A 15,654-nucleotide genomic window follows, 5' to 3' on the forward strand; every position below is an offset into this window, starting at 1 on the left:
ATCCGGGCGTGGCGATTTCACACGCTCGAATTGTACGGACCGGCCGAAGCCACGCTTAACTGCGTGGCTTCTTCCGTTTCCGGCCGTCTCGATGAACGGCGCCGGACTGAACCGTGCCGGACTGAACCGCACCCACGGCGCAGAACGCGAATCCGGCGAGGCCGAGGCCCGAAACAAGCCATTCAATCCCCCGCCCTGCGGCCATGGCCGGGGTCACCGTGTCGCTGAGTGGAACCGTCTGAACCATTGCGCCTGGCACCCAGGTGGGAAGCGAGTCGAGGGTCGACCCGTCCGGGGTGATGATTGCGCTGGTGCCGACGGTCGAGATGTTGACGACCGTCCGCCCGGCTTCAATCGCCCGGATGCGCGCGATAGCGAGTTGCTGCACGCTCTCGTCGGTCGTGCCGAAATCGGCATTGTTGGTCTGCGCCAGAATGATCTCTGCCTTCTTGTCGATCATCTCGTGAACGAGCTGATCGTCGGCGATGTCGAAGCAGATCGCGATTCCGGCGAGTAGGCCGTTGATGTCGAAGACGTTGCTCTGGGTGCCGATCGTGTAGTCGCGGGAAATCAGGTCGATCAGCTCGGGAGCAAACGGGCGCCAGAACGCTCGATTCGGCATGTACTCGGCGAACGGAACCGGGTGCACCTTGTCGTAAATCTGCACGGCGCCCTCGTCGGCCTTCCAGAGCAGCGACGAGTTGTAGTAGAGCCCGTCCCGATGGGTGATTGTGCCGGTGACGACGGGGGCATCCATCGCCGTGCTGATGTAGTCCATGATGCGCGCGGCATCCGCGGATCTCGTCGGGTCGACATCGCTCGCGTTCTCCGGCCAGACGACGAAATCGACGCTCTCGCCGACCAACGGCAATGTCGCGGAGGCGTGGTCGTTCAGAATCTGACCCGGCGCATGCTGAGCGAACAGCCCGGCGTCGGCCCCGCCCTGCACCGCTGCCAGACGAGTGGTTCCCGACTGGATTGTCGGCCAGGCCGGAAAAACAATGAGCAAGGCGACGGATGCGACGGCGATCCCCCAGCGGGGCGCCACCCGGAGATCAGGCTCCCGGATCAGCTGAATCGCGAGGGCGCTCAGCCACACGATCAGGAAGCTGAGCCCTGACATGCCGACCCAGGCGACAAGCGGACCGAACGGACTTTCGGACTGCGAGATCGCCACCCTGCCCCAGGCGAAGCCGCCGTACGGCCAGACGGCGGCCAGCGCTTCGCGGGCCGTCCAGAGGCCCGCGACGACAATCGGCACCATGCCGACCCGGCCAAGCGGGGTCGGCCAGACGCGCGGACCCCAGCGCAGGACGACGGCGATCAAGGCGAGTCCGATGCCGAAGAAGATCGCCTCGAGCACGGCCAAGGCCAGCCACGGGACCGGTCCGAGGTAGAGCGTCAACCAACTGATGTGGATGGCCCAGAACGAGAACCCGGCCGTCAGGCCGACGAGAAGCCCGGTCCACGGCCCCCGGCCGATCAGAGCGACGAGCATCAGGGCCACGGCGACCGGGGCCAGAAACCAGAGGTTGAGATCGGGGAACGCCGCGTCGAGAACAGCACCAGCACCGACCGCGGTGAGGAGGGCCGCCCAGAGTGGGAGGCGAAGTTGTTCTGTGGCCGGCAGCGCGGCCGGAGCCTTCTTCGCGACCGGCGCCGCAAGCGGTTCGGTTGTTGCCACTGTCACCATTTCAGCCTAGCCAACCGACGAGTAGGCCACGATGCCGCGACGTATCGAGTCCATTGCAACCCGGGCGGTGCGCCCCACGTGGCCGTCTGCGACAACCGAGAGCTGGTCGAGCAAGTCGATGGTTTGCTTGGCCCAGCGCACGAAGTCACCGGCTGCCATCTCTGCCTCTTCGAGTACGTTGACGAGCGAGTCGCCGCGCGCCCACCGCCACATCGCCAAGCTGAGGCCGACGGCCAAGGGGTTGCTGCCGGGCAGGTGGTTGTCACGCTCCAGGTCGTCGAGGCGGCTCCAGAGCTCTTGGGTCTCATCCAACGCGGGTCGAAACGTGCCCTTCGGCAGGTAACGAGCGTCGATCAGGCCCTCGTCGCGGCGCGGCTCGAAGACGAGCGCGCACGCCATGGCTGCCAGGCCGGCGGCGTCGAGGTGGTTCCAGAGACCGCGGCGTAGTGACTCGGCGACCAGCAAGTCGCGCTCCGCATAGATGCGACGCAGGATCAGACCGCTCTCGCTTAGCGTGAGCTGGCCCGACGGATCGGCGACGAGGTAATCGAACCCGAGGAGCACATCGGTGACCCGGTCGAAGATGCGGGCGATGGCACCGGTGCGGGAGGCAATCTGCTTGCCCAGGGCGTCGTTCTGCCGTTTGAGCTTCCAGTAGCGTTCGGCCCACCGCGCGTGCTGTTCTCGTTCGGGGCATTGGTGGCAGGGATGCGCCTTCATGCGCTTACGCAGGCTTTGCAGCTCGCGTTGGCGCAGCTCGCGTTCGCCGCGCTTGGTCTGATCGCTGCGCTCGTTCTCACGCTCCAGGTCGCTCAACCGGCGACGGATGCCCGAATACTCGGTGAAATCGCCGAGGTGGCAGGTCATCGCCTCGGCGAATCCGGCCAGCGACTCATCTTGTTGTCGAACGGTGCGCGCGAGATCCACAACGGCTCGGTCGGCTTGGAACTGAGCAAACGACGACTCGAGCACCTGGCGGGTGCGCGTGCGGCCGAACTGATTGATCAGGTTCACCGCCATGTTGTAGGTCGGTTTGAAACTTGAGTTAAGTGGGTAGGTGCGCCGGGACGCCAATGAGGCGACAGCTTGCGGGTCGAGCCCCTGCTGCCACTGGATCACCGAGTGGCCGAGCGCGTCGATACCCCGGCGTCCGGCACGGCCGGTCAGCTGCGTGTACTCCCCCGGCGTGATCGGAACCCGAGCTTCGCCGTTGAACTTTTCGAGCTTGTCGAGCACGACGGTGCGCGCCGGCATGTTGATGCCGAGGGCGAGAGTTTCGGTCGCGAAGACAGCCTTGACCAGCTTCTTCTGAAAAAGCTCTTCGACAACTTCCTTGAACGCGGGCAGCATGCCGGCATGGTGCGCGGCGACACCGCGCTCGAGCCCGTCGAGCCATTCCCAGTAGCCGAGCACGGCCAGATCCTCGTCGAGCAGGGTGCGGCACCGGTCATCGACGATCGCGCGGATCTCATCACGTTCCTGCTCGTCGGTCAGACGCACGCCGGCGCGCAGCACCTGGCGGACCGCCTGATCACAGCCGACCCGGCTGAAAATGAAGAAGATCGCCGGCAGCAGGTGCTTGCCGTCGAGCATCCGCACGATCTCGGAGCGGTCCATCCGGCCGAGCTCTGGCTGCATCCGTTCGTGATAACGGCCGCCGCGATCGTTGCGTCGCCGGTTGTTGCTGAAACGGGAGGATGCGCCTCCTCCGCCTCCGCGAGTCAGCTGCACGAGTTCCGGGTTCACCCGGTGTGTCGCTGCTTTGCCCGACGAATCGAAGAGGTCGAGCATTTTGCTCTTGACCAGAACGTGCTGCTCGAGAGGAACGGGCCGCTCCTCCGAAACGATCACGTCGGTCTCACCGCGCACAGCCTGCAGCCAGTCACCGAATTCTTCGGCGTTCGACACGGTGGCGCTCAGCGACACCATGCGTACCGACTGCGGGAGGTGGATGATCACTTCTTCCCACACGGCCCCGCGGAACCGGTCGGCCAGATAGTGCACCTCGTCCATGATGACGAAGGCCAGGTTGGTCAGCAGATCGGAGTCGGCGTAGAGCATGTTGCGCAGAACCTCGGTGGTCATCACCACGATGCGCGCGTGCGGGTTCACATTGGTGTCGCCGGTCAGCAAGCCCACTTCGTCGGCGCCGTACTGGGCGACGAACTCCTGAAATTTCTGGTTGCTCAGCGCCTTCATCGGCGCCGTGTAAAAGACCTTGGCCGAGGGAGTCGCCATCGAGAGGAACACGGCGAACTCGGCGACGATGGTCTTCCCGGCGCCGGTGGGCGCCGCGACCAGCACGCTGTTGCCGTCTTCGATCGAGGTACAGGCAGCAATCTGGAACGGGTCAAGACCGAAGTTGAGTCCGGCTCGGAATGCTTCGACTTGGGGATGTCCGGCGCGGGTGCGTGCTGCGGCGAATCGTTCGGCTGGGGAGAGTGTGTCTGTCACGTCTGCGGGCACGAATCTGCGGGGATCAGACGGCATACTCTGCGGCGAACGACTGGGCGCGTTTGGCGACTCGGCGATCGTGGAGCCAGGCGATTCCGTAGGCCAGGAAGTACAGAACGATCATCGGTAGCGCGAGAAGGAACATGGACACCACGTCGGCGGCCGGCGTGGCGATCGCGGTGAAGAGAATGATGACCAGGATGGCGATCCGCCACGATTTGATGATCGACGCGGCGCTGATCACTCCGGCGAAGTTCAGCAGCACGATGAACACGGGAAGCACGAACGCGATGCCGATGGCGACGACGAGCTTCAGAACGAAGTCGAAATAGTTTTGGGCGTTGATGAACGCCGCGTCTTCTGAGGGCGCGAAGCTGGTCATCAGCTCGACCACATGCGGGAGCACGTACCAGCCCGCCGCGCAGCCGGCGAGAAACAACGGCACAGCGGTGAAGAAGAAGCCGAAGGTGTACTGCTTCTCACGACGGGTCAGACCGGGCACCAAGAAGGCGAAGATCTGGTAGAGCCACACCGGGCTCGACACAATCAGGCCCACGTAGAGCGAGATCTTCAACTTCAAGTCGAACGCCGACGTGATGTCGGGATAGTTGATCTGGGCGTTGCGGTGCTGCGCCTCGATAATGGCGTAAATCGGCTCGCGCAAGGCATCCCAGACGAAGTCTGAGAGAAACCAGCCGGCGATCGCACCGACGAACAGTCCGGCGGCCGCGAGGAAGAGTCGCTTGCGCAACTCGAGAAGGTGCTGCCCGAGCGACATCTTCCCGTCGCGGCCCGCCCTCTGTGGGACGCGCCCAGTCACCAGATTACGGCTTTGTCGTGGGATCGACCGGGCGAGCAACTTCGGCGTTCGGGTCTTCGTCGACCTTGTCGCTCTTGATCTCGCTCTTGAAGATCTTCATTGACTGTCCGAGGCTTCGGGCCAGTCCGGGCAGTTTCGGTGCGCCGAACAAAAGCAGCACGACGACAAGGATGATTAGGAAGTGCCATCCGGTCAAGTTCTGAAGCATGAGGCTGTGTCCTCTAAATTCGTTGGGGTGTGTGTGAGTAGTTTACCGCGGTCAATCCGTGCATCTCGACGAACCTGGCGGCGACGGGCGTGTTCAGCACGATCCTGCTCCCGTAGGAACCCGAGTTCGCCGGCATCCTGAAAGATCGCCGGGTTGAATCGGGGCTCGTGCTGGGCCGCTGCGTCGGCGAATGCCGCGTCGAGCAGCGTCATTTTGTCGCCGAGTTCGGCCAGAGCATCGGCCGTGACCATCGCTTTTCGAAAAAGCCTGATCGCGAACCAGACGAGCATGCCGAGCAGCCCGAGAATCAGCGCGCTCCAAATCAGGAGCCAGCCCCACCACGCCATGGCTATGCCTCGGTCTCGTCGTAGTGGGCGGCGCCATCCGCAGCCCAGTCGGCAACAACCCGACGAGCCGCATCCGGCGACACGACCGTGACGATGCCGGCCAGACCGGTGACGAGCCGTTTGAGACCGTGAAAGTGGGCAACCCTCAGCGTCGTGCGCACTCGGTCGCCGTTTCCGATTGGTTCTTCACCGACCGGCCGGTAGTCGGCCATGAGGCGCATGGCAGTGGCCGGCAGTTCCACAACGACCGTGAGGTCGTCGTCTGAGCCTTCGAAGAGGCGTTCTGGAAGCCGCACATCACCGGCATGCGCTGCGGCCGGCTGATCTGTCGGTGTCACCAGGCTCATCCGGTCGAGCCGGAAGGTGCGCACGGCCTCGCGGAGGTGGCACCAGCCGCGCAGGTACCAGTCGTTATCGACGGATTCGACCCTCAGCGGGTCAACGACACGGTGAACGCTCTCGCCCCGTGCGTTCAGGTAATCGAATTCGACGGGCAACCCGTCGCGCACGGCGGCCTGAATCGTCGAGATCGTCTCGCTGGCGACGACCTCAGAGACCGCGACCTGGCTGGGTGCCGACGAGGCGCCACGGGTCAGTTTGGCCATCACCCTGGCAATTGCCTCTTTGTCCGCGTTCTCCGGTAGCGAGGACAGGTACTGAAGGCCAGCAATCAGCGCCGCGGCCTCCCGCGCGCTGAGCCGGGGAGCATCGTCGATGGCCACCAGGTGGGTGAGCACGATGCGGTCATTGTCTTCGAACTCATCCCAGTGGATGTCGAAGAGGTCGCCGTGCTGGTACTGACGTGACTCCCCCGGCACTCCCGAGAGCGCGATCAGCCGAACTGCATCGCGCACCTGGTTCGGGCTGACGGCGAAATGGGCAGCGACCTCGGACACCTCGACGTTGGTGTGCTCGGTGAGGTACGGAACCAGCGACAACAGAAAAGTCAACTTATCTGGCGCACTGAACTGGGCAGCTCGTTCGGTCATGAGTTCACGCTTCCGCTGTCTGTTGCGCCGGGTGCGGCACTCGCCGGTGCGGAGTGGGCGTCGCGCACCCCGATCAGGCGGGTGCGCACGGCCTGGCGTAGCTCCCGTGGCGTCTGGACGACGACCTCGGGGCCATAGCCGGCGAGTTCGTCGGCGAGGATGTTCAAGTCGGTGAAGTGCAGGGTGAGCAGGTTCTCGCCTTCGTTCTCCGCGGCATTGCGTTTGCCGAGGCGAAGTGCTGCGTCGCTGCCGGGGCGCACCTCGACGACGGCCGTGTTGGCGCTCCAGAGGCGGTCGAGGTCTTCGAGCGCGTTCTGCGCGGCACCCGGCACCACCTCGGCGCTGGGGCCGGGCATCGTTTGCACCGGTCCGGTGATGCGTGACAGCAAGAAGGTGCGGTTGGCGTCGGCGGCCAGGTCGGTGGCCGCAAGGTGCCAGCGCCCTTCGTGCAACACGATGGCGCGCGGGATGACCTGCCGGCGTCGCGGCGCGGGTTCACCCGGCTTCAGATAGAGAAATGCGACACTCTGCCCACGATCGAGAGCCTTGCTCAGTGGCTCGAACGCCGCATCCCGCGCCCGGAGGCTCGGCGCATAGCCGAGGATCGGATCGTTCGAGTCAACCCCGAGCGAATTGAGCTTGGTGAGCGCCCGGCGGGATTCCGCCGAGAGCGAGCCCTCCCGCCAGACCGTGCCGGCAAGCTTGAGGAGCATGAGCTCATCGGCCGAAAAGGTGATGTCGGCGGGCAGGTCGTAGAGGCCCTTGGGAATGCGATAGCGCAGGTGATGGTTGCTTCCTGGCTCGTCGTCGGAGTCGATGGTTTCCAAGGGGATGCCCAGGTCACGGATGTCGTCTTTGTCACGTTCGAATTGGCGTTCCAGGCTCGCATTGTCACCGCCCAGCACATAACGCTGACGGTAGCCCTGCACCGTGGACAGAATGTCGGACTTGGTCAGCCCGATTTCGGTCGCGATCAGCGCGAGGACGAGGCTGAACAGGCGTTCCTCAATGGCGACGGTGGGGTGTTTGTCTGCGGTGGGCGGCACAGGGGCGATTCTATGGGATTGACGTGCGCGGGAGGTGGAGGCGGGCAAGACGAACGCCCCGCGTCGGCCAGCTGACTGACCAACACGGGGCGTTCGGGGAAGCCGGTTGCGGCATCCGGAAGTGAACCTAGTTCACACCGAGGATGTCGACGACAAAGACCAGGGTGGAGTTGGCGGGAATCGATCCAGACTCCTGGTCGCCGTAACCCTGGTCGGGCGGGATGACCGCAATGATCTGCGATCCGACCGTCTGGCCGATCAAGGCGTCGGCGAATCCGGGGATCACGCCGCCCTGGACCTTCGAACCGTCGGCCGCAACGAACTGCGCAGGGGTGCCCTTCTCCCAGCTGGAATCGAAGACCTTCTTGGTGTCCCAGACCACGCCGGTGTACTGCACGGTGACGGTGTCACCCTCCTTGACGACGGGGCCATTGCCCTTCTTGAGCACACCGATGGCGAGCTCGGTCGGAGCATCGCCTGACGGAATCGTGATTCCGGGGGTGCCGTCTTCGGCCAGTACGACCGCCGGCAGGCCGGATGCGACGGGCTGGTCCTTGCCGTTGGCGCGCGGCAGGTAAGCCTTCACGACATCGATCACGAAGACGAGGGAGTCGGTGGCGCTCACGCCGAGCTGTTCCTGACCGCCCTGCGGGCCGAAGCCGTCGGCCGGGGAGACAGCCACTGCAACGCGTTCGCCGACCTGGGCGCAGAGCAATCCGTCGACGAGGCCCTTCATCGTCGCGTCGTTCAGCACCAGGGTGGCGGCTTTCTCGCCGTCGTAGCCGGTTGCCTCGATCAGTTCGCCGGAGGTGCCGTTGTAGACGCTGAAGTCGACCTTGACCATCTGGCCCTCGACCAGCGGGTCGCCGGAACCTTCGATGATCGTGGTGCGCTGCGTGGTCTTGGTCTTCAACGGGGTCGGGAAGTCGACGGTCGGAGCCGTGCCGAAATCACCCGAAACGTCGATGAGCTCTGACGCGGCGCCCGACTTCACTGGTGCAGTGCAGTCGGCAGCGGCAGTGCCGGGGGCGCTGCATCCCGTCAGGGCTGCAGCCAGAAGCGCAGCGGTGGCGATCAGTGCGGATGCTTTACGCACGAGTCCTCATTTCAGTACAGGGTGTCCGGTGTCAATCAATGTCTATCAATGCGTGGTGGCCCGTATGGCAGTGCTGTGACGCACTGCCAGTGGCGAGCCGGTGCCTATCCTAACCGGCGTCGACGTTGTCGCCGGTGCCGTCGGCGACGGTGTCGTCACCAGCGCTGACACCATCGACCTCGAGCTCCCGGCCCTTGGACAGGGCGGCGCTGGTTCCGGCGGCGCGCATCCGCTTGCGCATGCTCTTCGCACTCACATTGCGTTCGCCGAGTGCGCCAGGGGTCCAGGCTTCGAAGTCCGCGTCGGCGAAGTCGGTCTTCGACGGGCGACGCTTGAGCTCGGGCAGGATCGTGTCGGGAGCCAGACGGCGGGCGGTGATCAGGAATCCGGTGTGGCCGATCATCCGGTGGTCGGGGCGTACCGCGAGGCCCTCGACGTGCCAGCCGCGCACCATCGTCTCGTTGGAGTCCGGGTTCGTGTAGAGGCCACTGCCGCGGATTGCCTCGGAAACGCGCGAGAGCTGAGTGACGGTCGCGACGTAGCAGAGCAGCACTCCACCGGGCTTGAGCGCGTCGGAGACGACGCCCAGGCACTCCCAGGGAGCGAGCATGTCGAGCACAACCCGGTCGACGCTCTGCGGTTCCATCGTGTCAGGCAGGGTGTCGGCGAGGTCGCCGAGAGTGATCGTCCAGTTGTCGGGGTCGTAGCCGAGGAACGTGGCGATGTTGTCGCGGGCGACGTCGGCGAACTCTTCACGGCGTTCGAACGAGGCCAGACGACCGGACTGACCGATCGCGCGCAGCAGCCAGAGCGAGAGGGCGCCGGAACCGACACCGGCCTCGACGACGGTGGCGCCGGGAAAGATGTCGGCCTGGGCGAGGATCTGGGCGGCATCCTTGGGATAGATGATCGCCGCGCCACGCGGCATCGACATGACGAAGTCGTTGAGGAGTGGGCGCAATGCCAGGTGCTCGACGCCGACGTTGTTCGTGACGACGGAGCCATCGGGCAGGCCGATGATGTCGTCGTGGGCGAGGATGCCGCGGTGCGTGTGGAAGACCTTCCCCGGTTCAAGCGAGATGGTGTTCAGCTTGCCCTTGGGGCCGGTGAGTTGAACACGGTCGCCGACCCGGAACGGGCCGCTGTTCTGGTTGACCTGGTTGTCGCTCATGCTGTTGCGTCCTCGTGGTTGTCCGCTGTGGCGCGGGAATTGGTGTGTTCAAAGTCAAGAGTTGCGGGGGCGGCTTCGTCCAAGAGGTCGAAGCGGATGCTGCACAGTGCCGAGAAATCGGCCAGGGTGCGCTCAGCGAGGGTGGGCCAGCGGGTGTGCGTGTCGGCCTCGGGAAGATCGACCTCGTGCGGCACGTGGATCGCAATGGTGCCGGCGGCGATGGCCGCACCGAGTCCGGTCGGGGAATCCTCAATCGCGACGCAGCGGGCCGGGTCGACGTCGAGCAGGCTGGCGGCGAGCAGGTAGGCCTCGGGGTGCGGCTTGCTTTGTGCAACCATGTCACCGGCGACAATGACGTCGAACGTGCCGGCGCCGATGAGGTCGGCGACCTGACGCGCCATCCGCTCGATCGACATCGTGACCAGGGCCATCGGAACGCCGGCTTCGGCGAACGCGGTGAGGAGTTCGCGGGCTCCGGGGCGCCACGGCAACCCGTGTTCGTTGATCTTCAGCTGCACACGGTCGGTGAGCCAGGACACGATGGCGTCAAGCTCCATGTCGACGCCGCGCGACTGCAACACCGCCGCCGCGTTCGGCAAACCGGAGCCGACGAGCAGCATGCAATCGTCGTAGGTCCAGGTGCCGCCGAACGAGGTGACCAGGTCGGTCTCGGCCTGCATCCAGTACGATTCCGTGTCGATCAAGGTTCCGTCCATATCCCACAGAACGGCCGCGGGCAGGGGGGAAAGGGTTCTGATCTGGTTCACGGGGTTCAAGTCTAGAGGGCACGGCCTATCCTTGACTGTGGGTGCGCCGAACGGGCACGCGGAATGATCGAGGTTTGCAAGCGTGACAAACGGCAATGGGTTTTTGAGCGGGCGCCTTCTTGTGGTGGCGTTCGAGGGCTGGAACGACGCAGGCGAGGCCGCCACCGGTGCGGTGAGCACGCTCAAAGATTTGCTGGGTGTCACCCCGATCGCTGAAATCGACCCGGAGCTGTACTTCGACTACCAGTTCAACCGCCCCACGATCTCGACGAATGACGAGGGCGGCCGCTCGATCGAATGGCCAGAAGCGGTCATGTACGGCCCGGTATCGCCGGGCGTGGCGCCCGTTCCGCTCGCCGAAGACGCCGAGTTGGCTGTCAGCGGTACCAACGCCGGCAACATCTACCTGTTGCTCGGCACCGAGCCGTCACGCAGTTGGAAGAGTTTTACGTCCGAGATTCTGGATTCGGCGCTGGCCGCCGACATCAGCGGGGTCGTCTTTCTGGGTGCGATGCTCGCGGATGTCCCCCACACGCGACCGATTTCGATCTTTGTCTCGAGTGACAACCCTCAGGTGCGCAAGGAATTGCATATCGAGCGCAGTAATTACGAGGGACCGGTCGGCATTCTGAGCGTTCTGGCCGAGGCTGCGGAAAAAGTCGGGATTCCGACGCTGTCGATCTGGGCTTCCGTACCGCATTACGTGCATAACGCGCCGTCACCGAAGGCCGTGCTGGCTCTGATCGACAAGCTCGAGGAGATCATCGACGTCGTGATTCCGCGTGGCGACTTGGTCTCGGATGCTGCCGAGTGGGAGCGCGGAATTGACGCACTCGCCGCCGACGACGACGAGATGGCGGCCTACATCGCGCAGCTGGAACAGGCGCGCGACACCGTCGACTCCCCCGAGGCAAGCGGTGAGGCGATCGCCCAGGAATTTGAGCAGTACCTCCGCAAGCGCGGGGACGGCCGTGAGGGCTGGGCCGATGGCCGCTCCGGGCCGGACGGGCGTCCGGGGCCAGAAGGCCCGCCGCGCGCCTAGCTCTCACATGCCGCGATTCGGTATCGGCCCGATTGCTAGAGCTGCACCCCGAGAAGCGCGTCGATCGCCTGCGCGATCAGCGCCGGGTCGTCGGACAGCGTGGCGGTTGCAGCGTCGATGACGGCCAGCGCGCCCGGAGTGTCGAGGTCGTTGTGCAGGGCGTCACGCAGCTGCTGAACGACAGCGTTCGCCGAACCCGTGATGGCCGGCTCCGCCGCATCCGTTGCCGCGTCCGTGCTCGCCTGGTCGGTCGCGAACGCGACACCCCAGCGAGCCAGGCGAGCCTGTGCCGCCTCGAGCGTGGCGTTGGTCCACTCCCAGTCGGAACGGTAGTGCTCGGAGAGCAGAGCGAGTCGGATGGCCCGCGGGTCGACGCCCTCGGCGCGAAGCCCGGAAACGAGCACCAAGTTGCCGAGTGACTTGCTCATCTTCTCGCCCTGGTAGGCGACCATTCCGGCATGGGAATATACGCCGGCGAGCGGATGCCCAGACAGGGCAGCGGCATGGCCGGCGCTCATGTCGTGGTGTGGAAAAACCAGGTCGCTTCCGCCACCTTGCACGGTGAAGTCGGTGCCGAGCTCCTTGAGCGCGATGACCGAACACTCGATGTGCCAGCCCGGGCGGCCGGCACCGACGCGGGTCGGCCAGGACGGCTCGCCCTCGCGGGCCGCACGCCAGAGCAACGGGTCGAGTGCGTCACGCTTGCCGGCGCGATCCGGGTCGCCGCCACGCGCGGCGAATAGCTCAAGCATCGCGGAGCGGTCGAGGTTGCTCTCGTCACCCAGGCGCCAGGGCGCGGCTTCCTCGGCCGCGGCGTTGTCGAAGTAGAGATCGGCTCCGCGCTCCCCCGATTCGGTGAGCAGCGCATCCGGGGTGTCGACCGCATAGGCGAGACCGGCGTCAGCGAGTGCGCACACCGCCGCTGAGATCTCGTCGATCACCTCGGTGACGGCCACGTAGTCGTTCGGCGGCAGGATGCGCAGAGCCGCCATGTCGGTGCGGAAAAGCTCAACCTGCGACTCGGCGAGTTCACGCCAGTCCACGCCGGTGGCCGCCGCCCGCTCGAGCAGCGGGTCGTCGACATCCGTCACGTTCTGTGCGTAGTGAACCTTGTAGCCGGCGTCGAGCCAGACGCGCTGCAACGTATCGAATGCAAGGTACGTGTTCGCGTGCCCGAGGTGGGTCGCGTCATACGGGGTGATTCCGCAGACGTAGAGCCGGGCGACGTCTGCCGGCTGCGCGTAGACGAGCACGTCAGTCGCCGTGTCATGAAGCAGCGGGGCGTCGGAATGGCCCGGCACAGACGGGACGACAGGATGTTGCCAAGCACGCATGAGATCCAGCCTAACTATGCGGCGATGACGTTCGTGCCCAGAAGCACGAACACGACGATGCCGGCCACGATGCGGTAGATCACGAACGGCAGGAAGCTGTGCTTCGAGATGTAGCTCATGAAGAACGCGATCACGACCAGGCCGACGAAGAAGGCGACGATCGTGGCAACCAGGGTCTCGGCGGGGCCGAAGACCTCTGGCGTGCAGTTCGTGGCACCAGCGAGGCAGGGGTCGGCAATCGACTTGTAGACCTGGTAGAAACCGCTGCCGAGCACGGCCGGGATGGCGAGCAGGAAGGCGTAGCGAGCCGCAGCCTTGCGCTCGTAGCCCATGAACAGGCCGGCGGTGATCGTGCCGCCGGAACGGGAGACGCCGGGGATCAACGCGAGGGCCTGGGCGAAGCCGTAGATCGTGCCGTCACGCACGGTGAGGTCTTTCAGCCGACGCTTCTTGGAGCCGACGTGGTCGGCGATACCGAGCAGGATGCCGAAGAGGATGAGCATCGTCCCGGTGATCCAGAGGTTGCGCAGAACCGTCTCGATCGCATCCTGAAAGAGCAGGCCGAGCACGATGATCGGCAATGAACCGAGGATGATGAGCCACCCCATGCGGGCATCGGGGTCGTTGCGCGGAACCTTGCCGACCAGCGAACGGCACCACTGCCCGATGATCTTCACGATGTCGCGCCAGAAATACAGCACGACGGCGACTTCGGTTCCGATCTGGGTGATGGCGGTGAACCGGGCGCCCGGGTCTTCACCCGTGCCGATCAGCTGACCGACGATGCTCACGTGAGCGCTCGACGAGATCGGCAGGAACTCGGTGAGGCCCTGGACCAATCCGAGAATGATGGCGTTAATGAAATCCACTTGTGGTGCTCCGCAGGTTTAGTAAGTCGACAGCAGGTCGGTCAGAACCCGCCTGCCAAACACTAATGCGTCAAGCGGCACCCTCTCGTCAACGCCATGGAACATGCCCGGAAAATCCAAATCGGCTGGGAGTTTCAAGGGGGCGAAGCCGTAACCGGTGATTCCAAGCTTGCTCAGGGCTTTGTTGTCGGTGCCCCCAGAGAGCAGGTAAGGCAGAACTGGCGCGCCGGGGTCATGCGCGTCCAAAGTGCTGACAATCGCGTCAATGAGCGCGCCGTCGAAGGGGTTTTCGAGGCCGATGTCGCGGTGCATGACGACGATTTCGATGTCTGGCCCGACGAGCTCGGCAATTTCGGCGAGCACGGCGTCTTCTTCGCCCGGCAGCGTGCGCACGTCGATCAGTGCCTCGGCGGTGTCGGGGATCACATTGTGCTTGTAGCCGCCCTTCAGGACCGTTGGGTTCGAGGTCGTGCGCAGGCTCGCCTGGATGAAGCCGGAGGCGGTGCCCGTGGCGAGAGCCAACGCGTCGGGTCCCACCCGCTGCGGGTCGACATCCAGGATGCGCGCAATCTCACCGAGCAGTTGCGTGGTCGTGTCGGTCAGGCGGATGGGCCATTCGCGGCGGCCGACGGCGGCAACGGCCTCGGCCAGTCGGGTCACCGCATTGTCGTGGATGAGACGTGAGCCGTGCGCAGCGCTGCCGCGGGCGACGAGTTTGATCCAAATCAGTGCTTTTTCGCCGGTCTGCAGCAGGTACGAGCGCTGGTCGCCGAATGTGATGGAGTAGCCGCCCACCTCGCTGATTGCCTCGGTGGCACCGGCGAAAAGGTCGGGGCGCGTGTCAACCAGATAGTGCGAGCCGAGCACTCCCCCGGCTTCCTCGTCGGCGAAGAAGGCGATCACGAGGTCGCGGGCCGGTGCTTCGCCGGCGCCGAGGATGTCTTTCAGGGAGGCGAGCATCATCGCATCCATGTTCTTCATGTCGACGGCGCCGCGGCCCCAGAGCAGACCGTCTTTGATCACTCCGCCGAACGGGTCCACCGACCAATTGGCCGGGTCGGCGGGAACCACGTCGAGGTGGCCGTGCACGACGAGTGCGCCCTTGCTGCTGTCGCGACCCTTCACGCGGGCGACGACGCTTGTGCGGCCGGGTTCGGATTCGAAGACTTCTGGCTTGAGGCCGAGTCCGCGCAAATTCTCGGCAACGTAGTCGGCGGCATCCGCCTCACCGTTGGAGCGCCCCTCGCCATAGTTGCTCGTGTCGAACCGAATCAGGTCGCGTGCGATGCGTGCGGTGAGATCAAGAATTTCTTCTTCGGGGCGTGCGTTCCCAGTGTTTGACATGTGGTTCACGGTACCGGTCGATTCGACACGCCGCCAAGCTGAGAAATGCTCGCCCGCATGGCGACCGAGTGGTGTTTTGGTGCTCAGAAACCGTGCTAAGTTATTACCTCGTCAGCAAGAAACACAACGCAGACGACATCCAGTCCGGGTGGCGGAATTGGCAGACGCGCTAGCTTGAGGTGCTAGTGTCCGTATAGGACGTAGGGGTTCAAGTCCCCTCTCGGACACAGTAAGAATCCCCCGTAGAACTTCGGTTCTGCGGGGGATTCTTCGTTAACGCGTGAAAAGAACTTTGTGAAGAATTCTGGCTTGTAGGCGAGAACGTGTGGATGGCGTCGGGCGTGTCATGCCCGGCCAGCCAATCCTGAACGTTGCCAAAGGTCTCTTACTGCGCTCAGGCCGGTGGTGTAGTAGTTCGGTTCGGCTGGCTCTGCGTTGGTCTCCTTATCGGCCGGCGCCAGTTCTGATGTCTGC

Annotated in this window: 14 protein-coding genes and 1 tRNA gene; 2 read left to right on the forward strand and 13 right to left on the reverse strand. The window is 64.7% G+C overall.

Annotated elements, in window-relative coordinates; genetic code table 11:
• Positions 1–55: 55 nt before the first annotated feature.
• The 10 genes from lnt to AB4Y63_RS04160 all read right to left on the reverse strand — a co-directional run bounded on the left by lnt (position 56) and on the right by AB4Y63_RS04160 (position 10,582).
• Entirely contained in the window at positions 56–1,690 is a 1,635-nt protein-coding gene (gene lnt, locus AB4Y63_RS04115) for an apolipoprotein N-acyltransferase (RefSeq protein WP_441789775.1), read from the reverse strand.
• Positions 1,691–1,699: 9 nt separating this feature from the next.
• Positions 1,700–4,147, reverse strand: a complete 2,448-nt coding sequence (locus AB4Y63_RS04120; protein ID WP_441789776.1) for a DEAD/DEAH box helicase — start codon at positions 4,145–4,147, stop codon at positions 1,700–1,702.
• A gap of 25 nt (positions 4,148–4,172) precedes the next feature.
• Entirely contained in the window at positions 4,173–4,925 is a 753-nt protein-coding gene (tatC, locus tag AB4Y63_RS04125) for a twin-arginine translocase subunit TatC (RefSeq protein ID WP_441789777.1), read from the reverse strand.
• Between the two features lie 46 nt (positions 4,926–4,971).
• Positions 4,972–5,175, reverse strand: coding sequence for a Sec-independent protein translocase subunit TatA (gene tatA / locus AB4Y63_RS04130; RefSeq protein ID WP_441789778.1), 204 nt, complete (start codon positions 5,173–5,175; stop codon positions 4,972–4,974).
• Positions 5,160–5,522: a hypothetical protein gene (locus tag AB4Y63_RS04135; RefSeq protein ID WP_441789779.1), complete on the reverse strand. Its 363-nt coding sequence runs from the start codon at positions 5,520–5,522 to the stop codon at positions 5,160–5,162. The genes tatA and AB4Y63_RS04135 overlap by 16 nt, the downstream gene beginning before the upstream one ends.
• Positions 5,523–5,524: 2 nt before the next feature.
• Positions 5,525–6,511 (reverse strand): helix-turn-helix transcriptional regulator, encoded by a 987-nt coding sequence (locus AB4Y63_RS04140; protein ID WP_441789780.1) that lies wholly within the window; start codon positions 6,509–6,511, stop codon positions 5,525–5,527.
• The gene (locus AB4Y63_RS04145) at positions 6,508–7,557 is read right to left on the reverse strand and encodes a helix-turn-helix transcriptional regulator (RefSeq protein ID WP_441789781.1); all 1,050 of its coding nucleotides are present in this window, start codon (positions 7,555–7,557) and stop codon (positions 6,508–6,510) included. Before AB4Y63_RS04145 ends, AB4Y63_RS04140 begins: the two co-directional genes overlap by 4 nt.
• Positions 7,558–7,684: 127 nt before the next feature.
• Positions 7,685–8,653 carry an FKBP-type peptidyl-prolyl cis-trans isomerase gene (locus AB4Y63_RS04150; RefSeq protein ID WP_441789782.1) on the reverse strand — a complete coding sequence of 323 codons (969 nt, stop codon included), beginning with the start codon at positions 8,651–8,653 and terminating at the stop codon, positions 7,685–7,687.
• Positions 8,654–8,762: 109 nt separating this feature from the next.
• A complete protein-coding gene (locus AB4Y63_RS04155; protein WP_441789783.1) occupies positions 8,763–9,824 on the reverse strand; it encodes a tRNA (adenine-N1)-methyltransferase in 1,062 nt (353 codons plus the stop codon).
• On the reverse strand, positions 9,821–10,582 hold the full coding sequence (locus tag AB4Y63_RS04160) for an HAD family hydrolase (protein WP_441789923.1): 762 nt from the start codon (positions 10,580–10,582) through the stop codon (positions 9,821–9,823). The genes AB4Y63_RS04155 and AB4Y63_RS04160 overlap by 4 nt, the downstream gene beginning before the upstream one ends.
• Positions 10,583–10,673: 91 nt before the next feature.
• Here AB4Y63_RS04160 and AB4Y63_RS04165 point away from each other — a divergent pair, with 91 nt between their 5' ends.
• Positions 10,674–11,633: a PAC2 family protein gene (locus tag AB4Y63_RS04165; RefSeq protein ID WP_441789784.1), complete on the forward strand. Its 960-nt coding sequence runs from the start codon at positions 10,674–10,676 to the stop codon at positions 11,631–11,633.
• A gap of 35 nt (positions 11,634–11,668) precedes the next feature.
• Here AB4Y63_RS04165 and mshC read toward each other — a convergent pair whose 3' ends face one another.
• The 3 genes from mshC to AB4Y63_RS04180 are packed head-to-tail and all read right to left on the reverse strand — an operon-like array spanning position 11,669 to position 15,180.
• On the reverse strand, positions 11,669–12,967 hold the full coding sequence (gene mshC, locus AB4Y63_RS04170) for a cysteine--1-D-myo-inosityl 2-amino-2-deoxy-alpha-D-glucopyranoside ligase (protein ID WP_441789785.1): 1,299 nt from the start codon (positions 12,965–12,967) through the stop codon (positions 11,669–11,671).
• A gap of 14 nt (positions 12,968–12,981) precedes the next feature.
• The gene (locus AB4Y63_RS04175; RefSeq protein WP_441789786.1) at positions 12,982–13,836 is read right to left on the reverse strand and encodes an undecaprenyl-diphosphate phosphatase; all 855 of its coding nucleotides are present in this window, start codon (positions 13,834–13,836) and stop codon (positions 12,982–12,984) included.
• An 18-nt stretch (positions 13,837–13,854) separates the two neighbouring features.
• Positions 13,855–15,180, reverse strand: a complete 1,326-nt coding sequence (locus tag AB4Y63_RS04180; protein ID WP_441789787.1) for a M20/M25/M40 family metallo-hydrolase — start codon at positions 15,178–15,180, stop codon at positions 13,855–13,857.
• A gap of 142 nt (positions 15,181–15,322) precedes the next feature.
• On the opposite strand from AB4Y63_RS04180, the gene AB4Y63_RS04185 reads away from it, so the two are divergent.
• Positions 15,323–15,407, forward strand: a tRNA-Leu gene (locus AB4Y63_RS04185).
• The last annotated feature ends 247 nt before the right edge of the window (positions 15,408–15,654 follow it).

The organism is Leifsonia sp. YAF41, assembly GCF_052113185.1.
Classification (GTDB): domain Bacteria; phylum Actinomycetota; class Actinomycetes; order Actinomycetales; family Microbacteriaceae; genus Cryobacterium.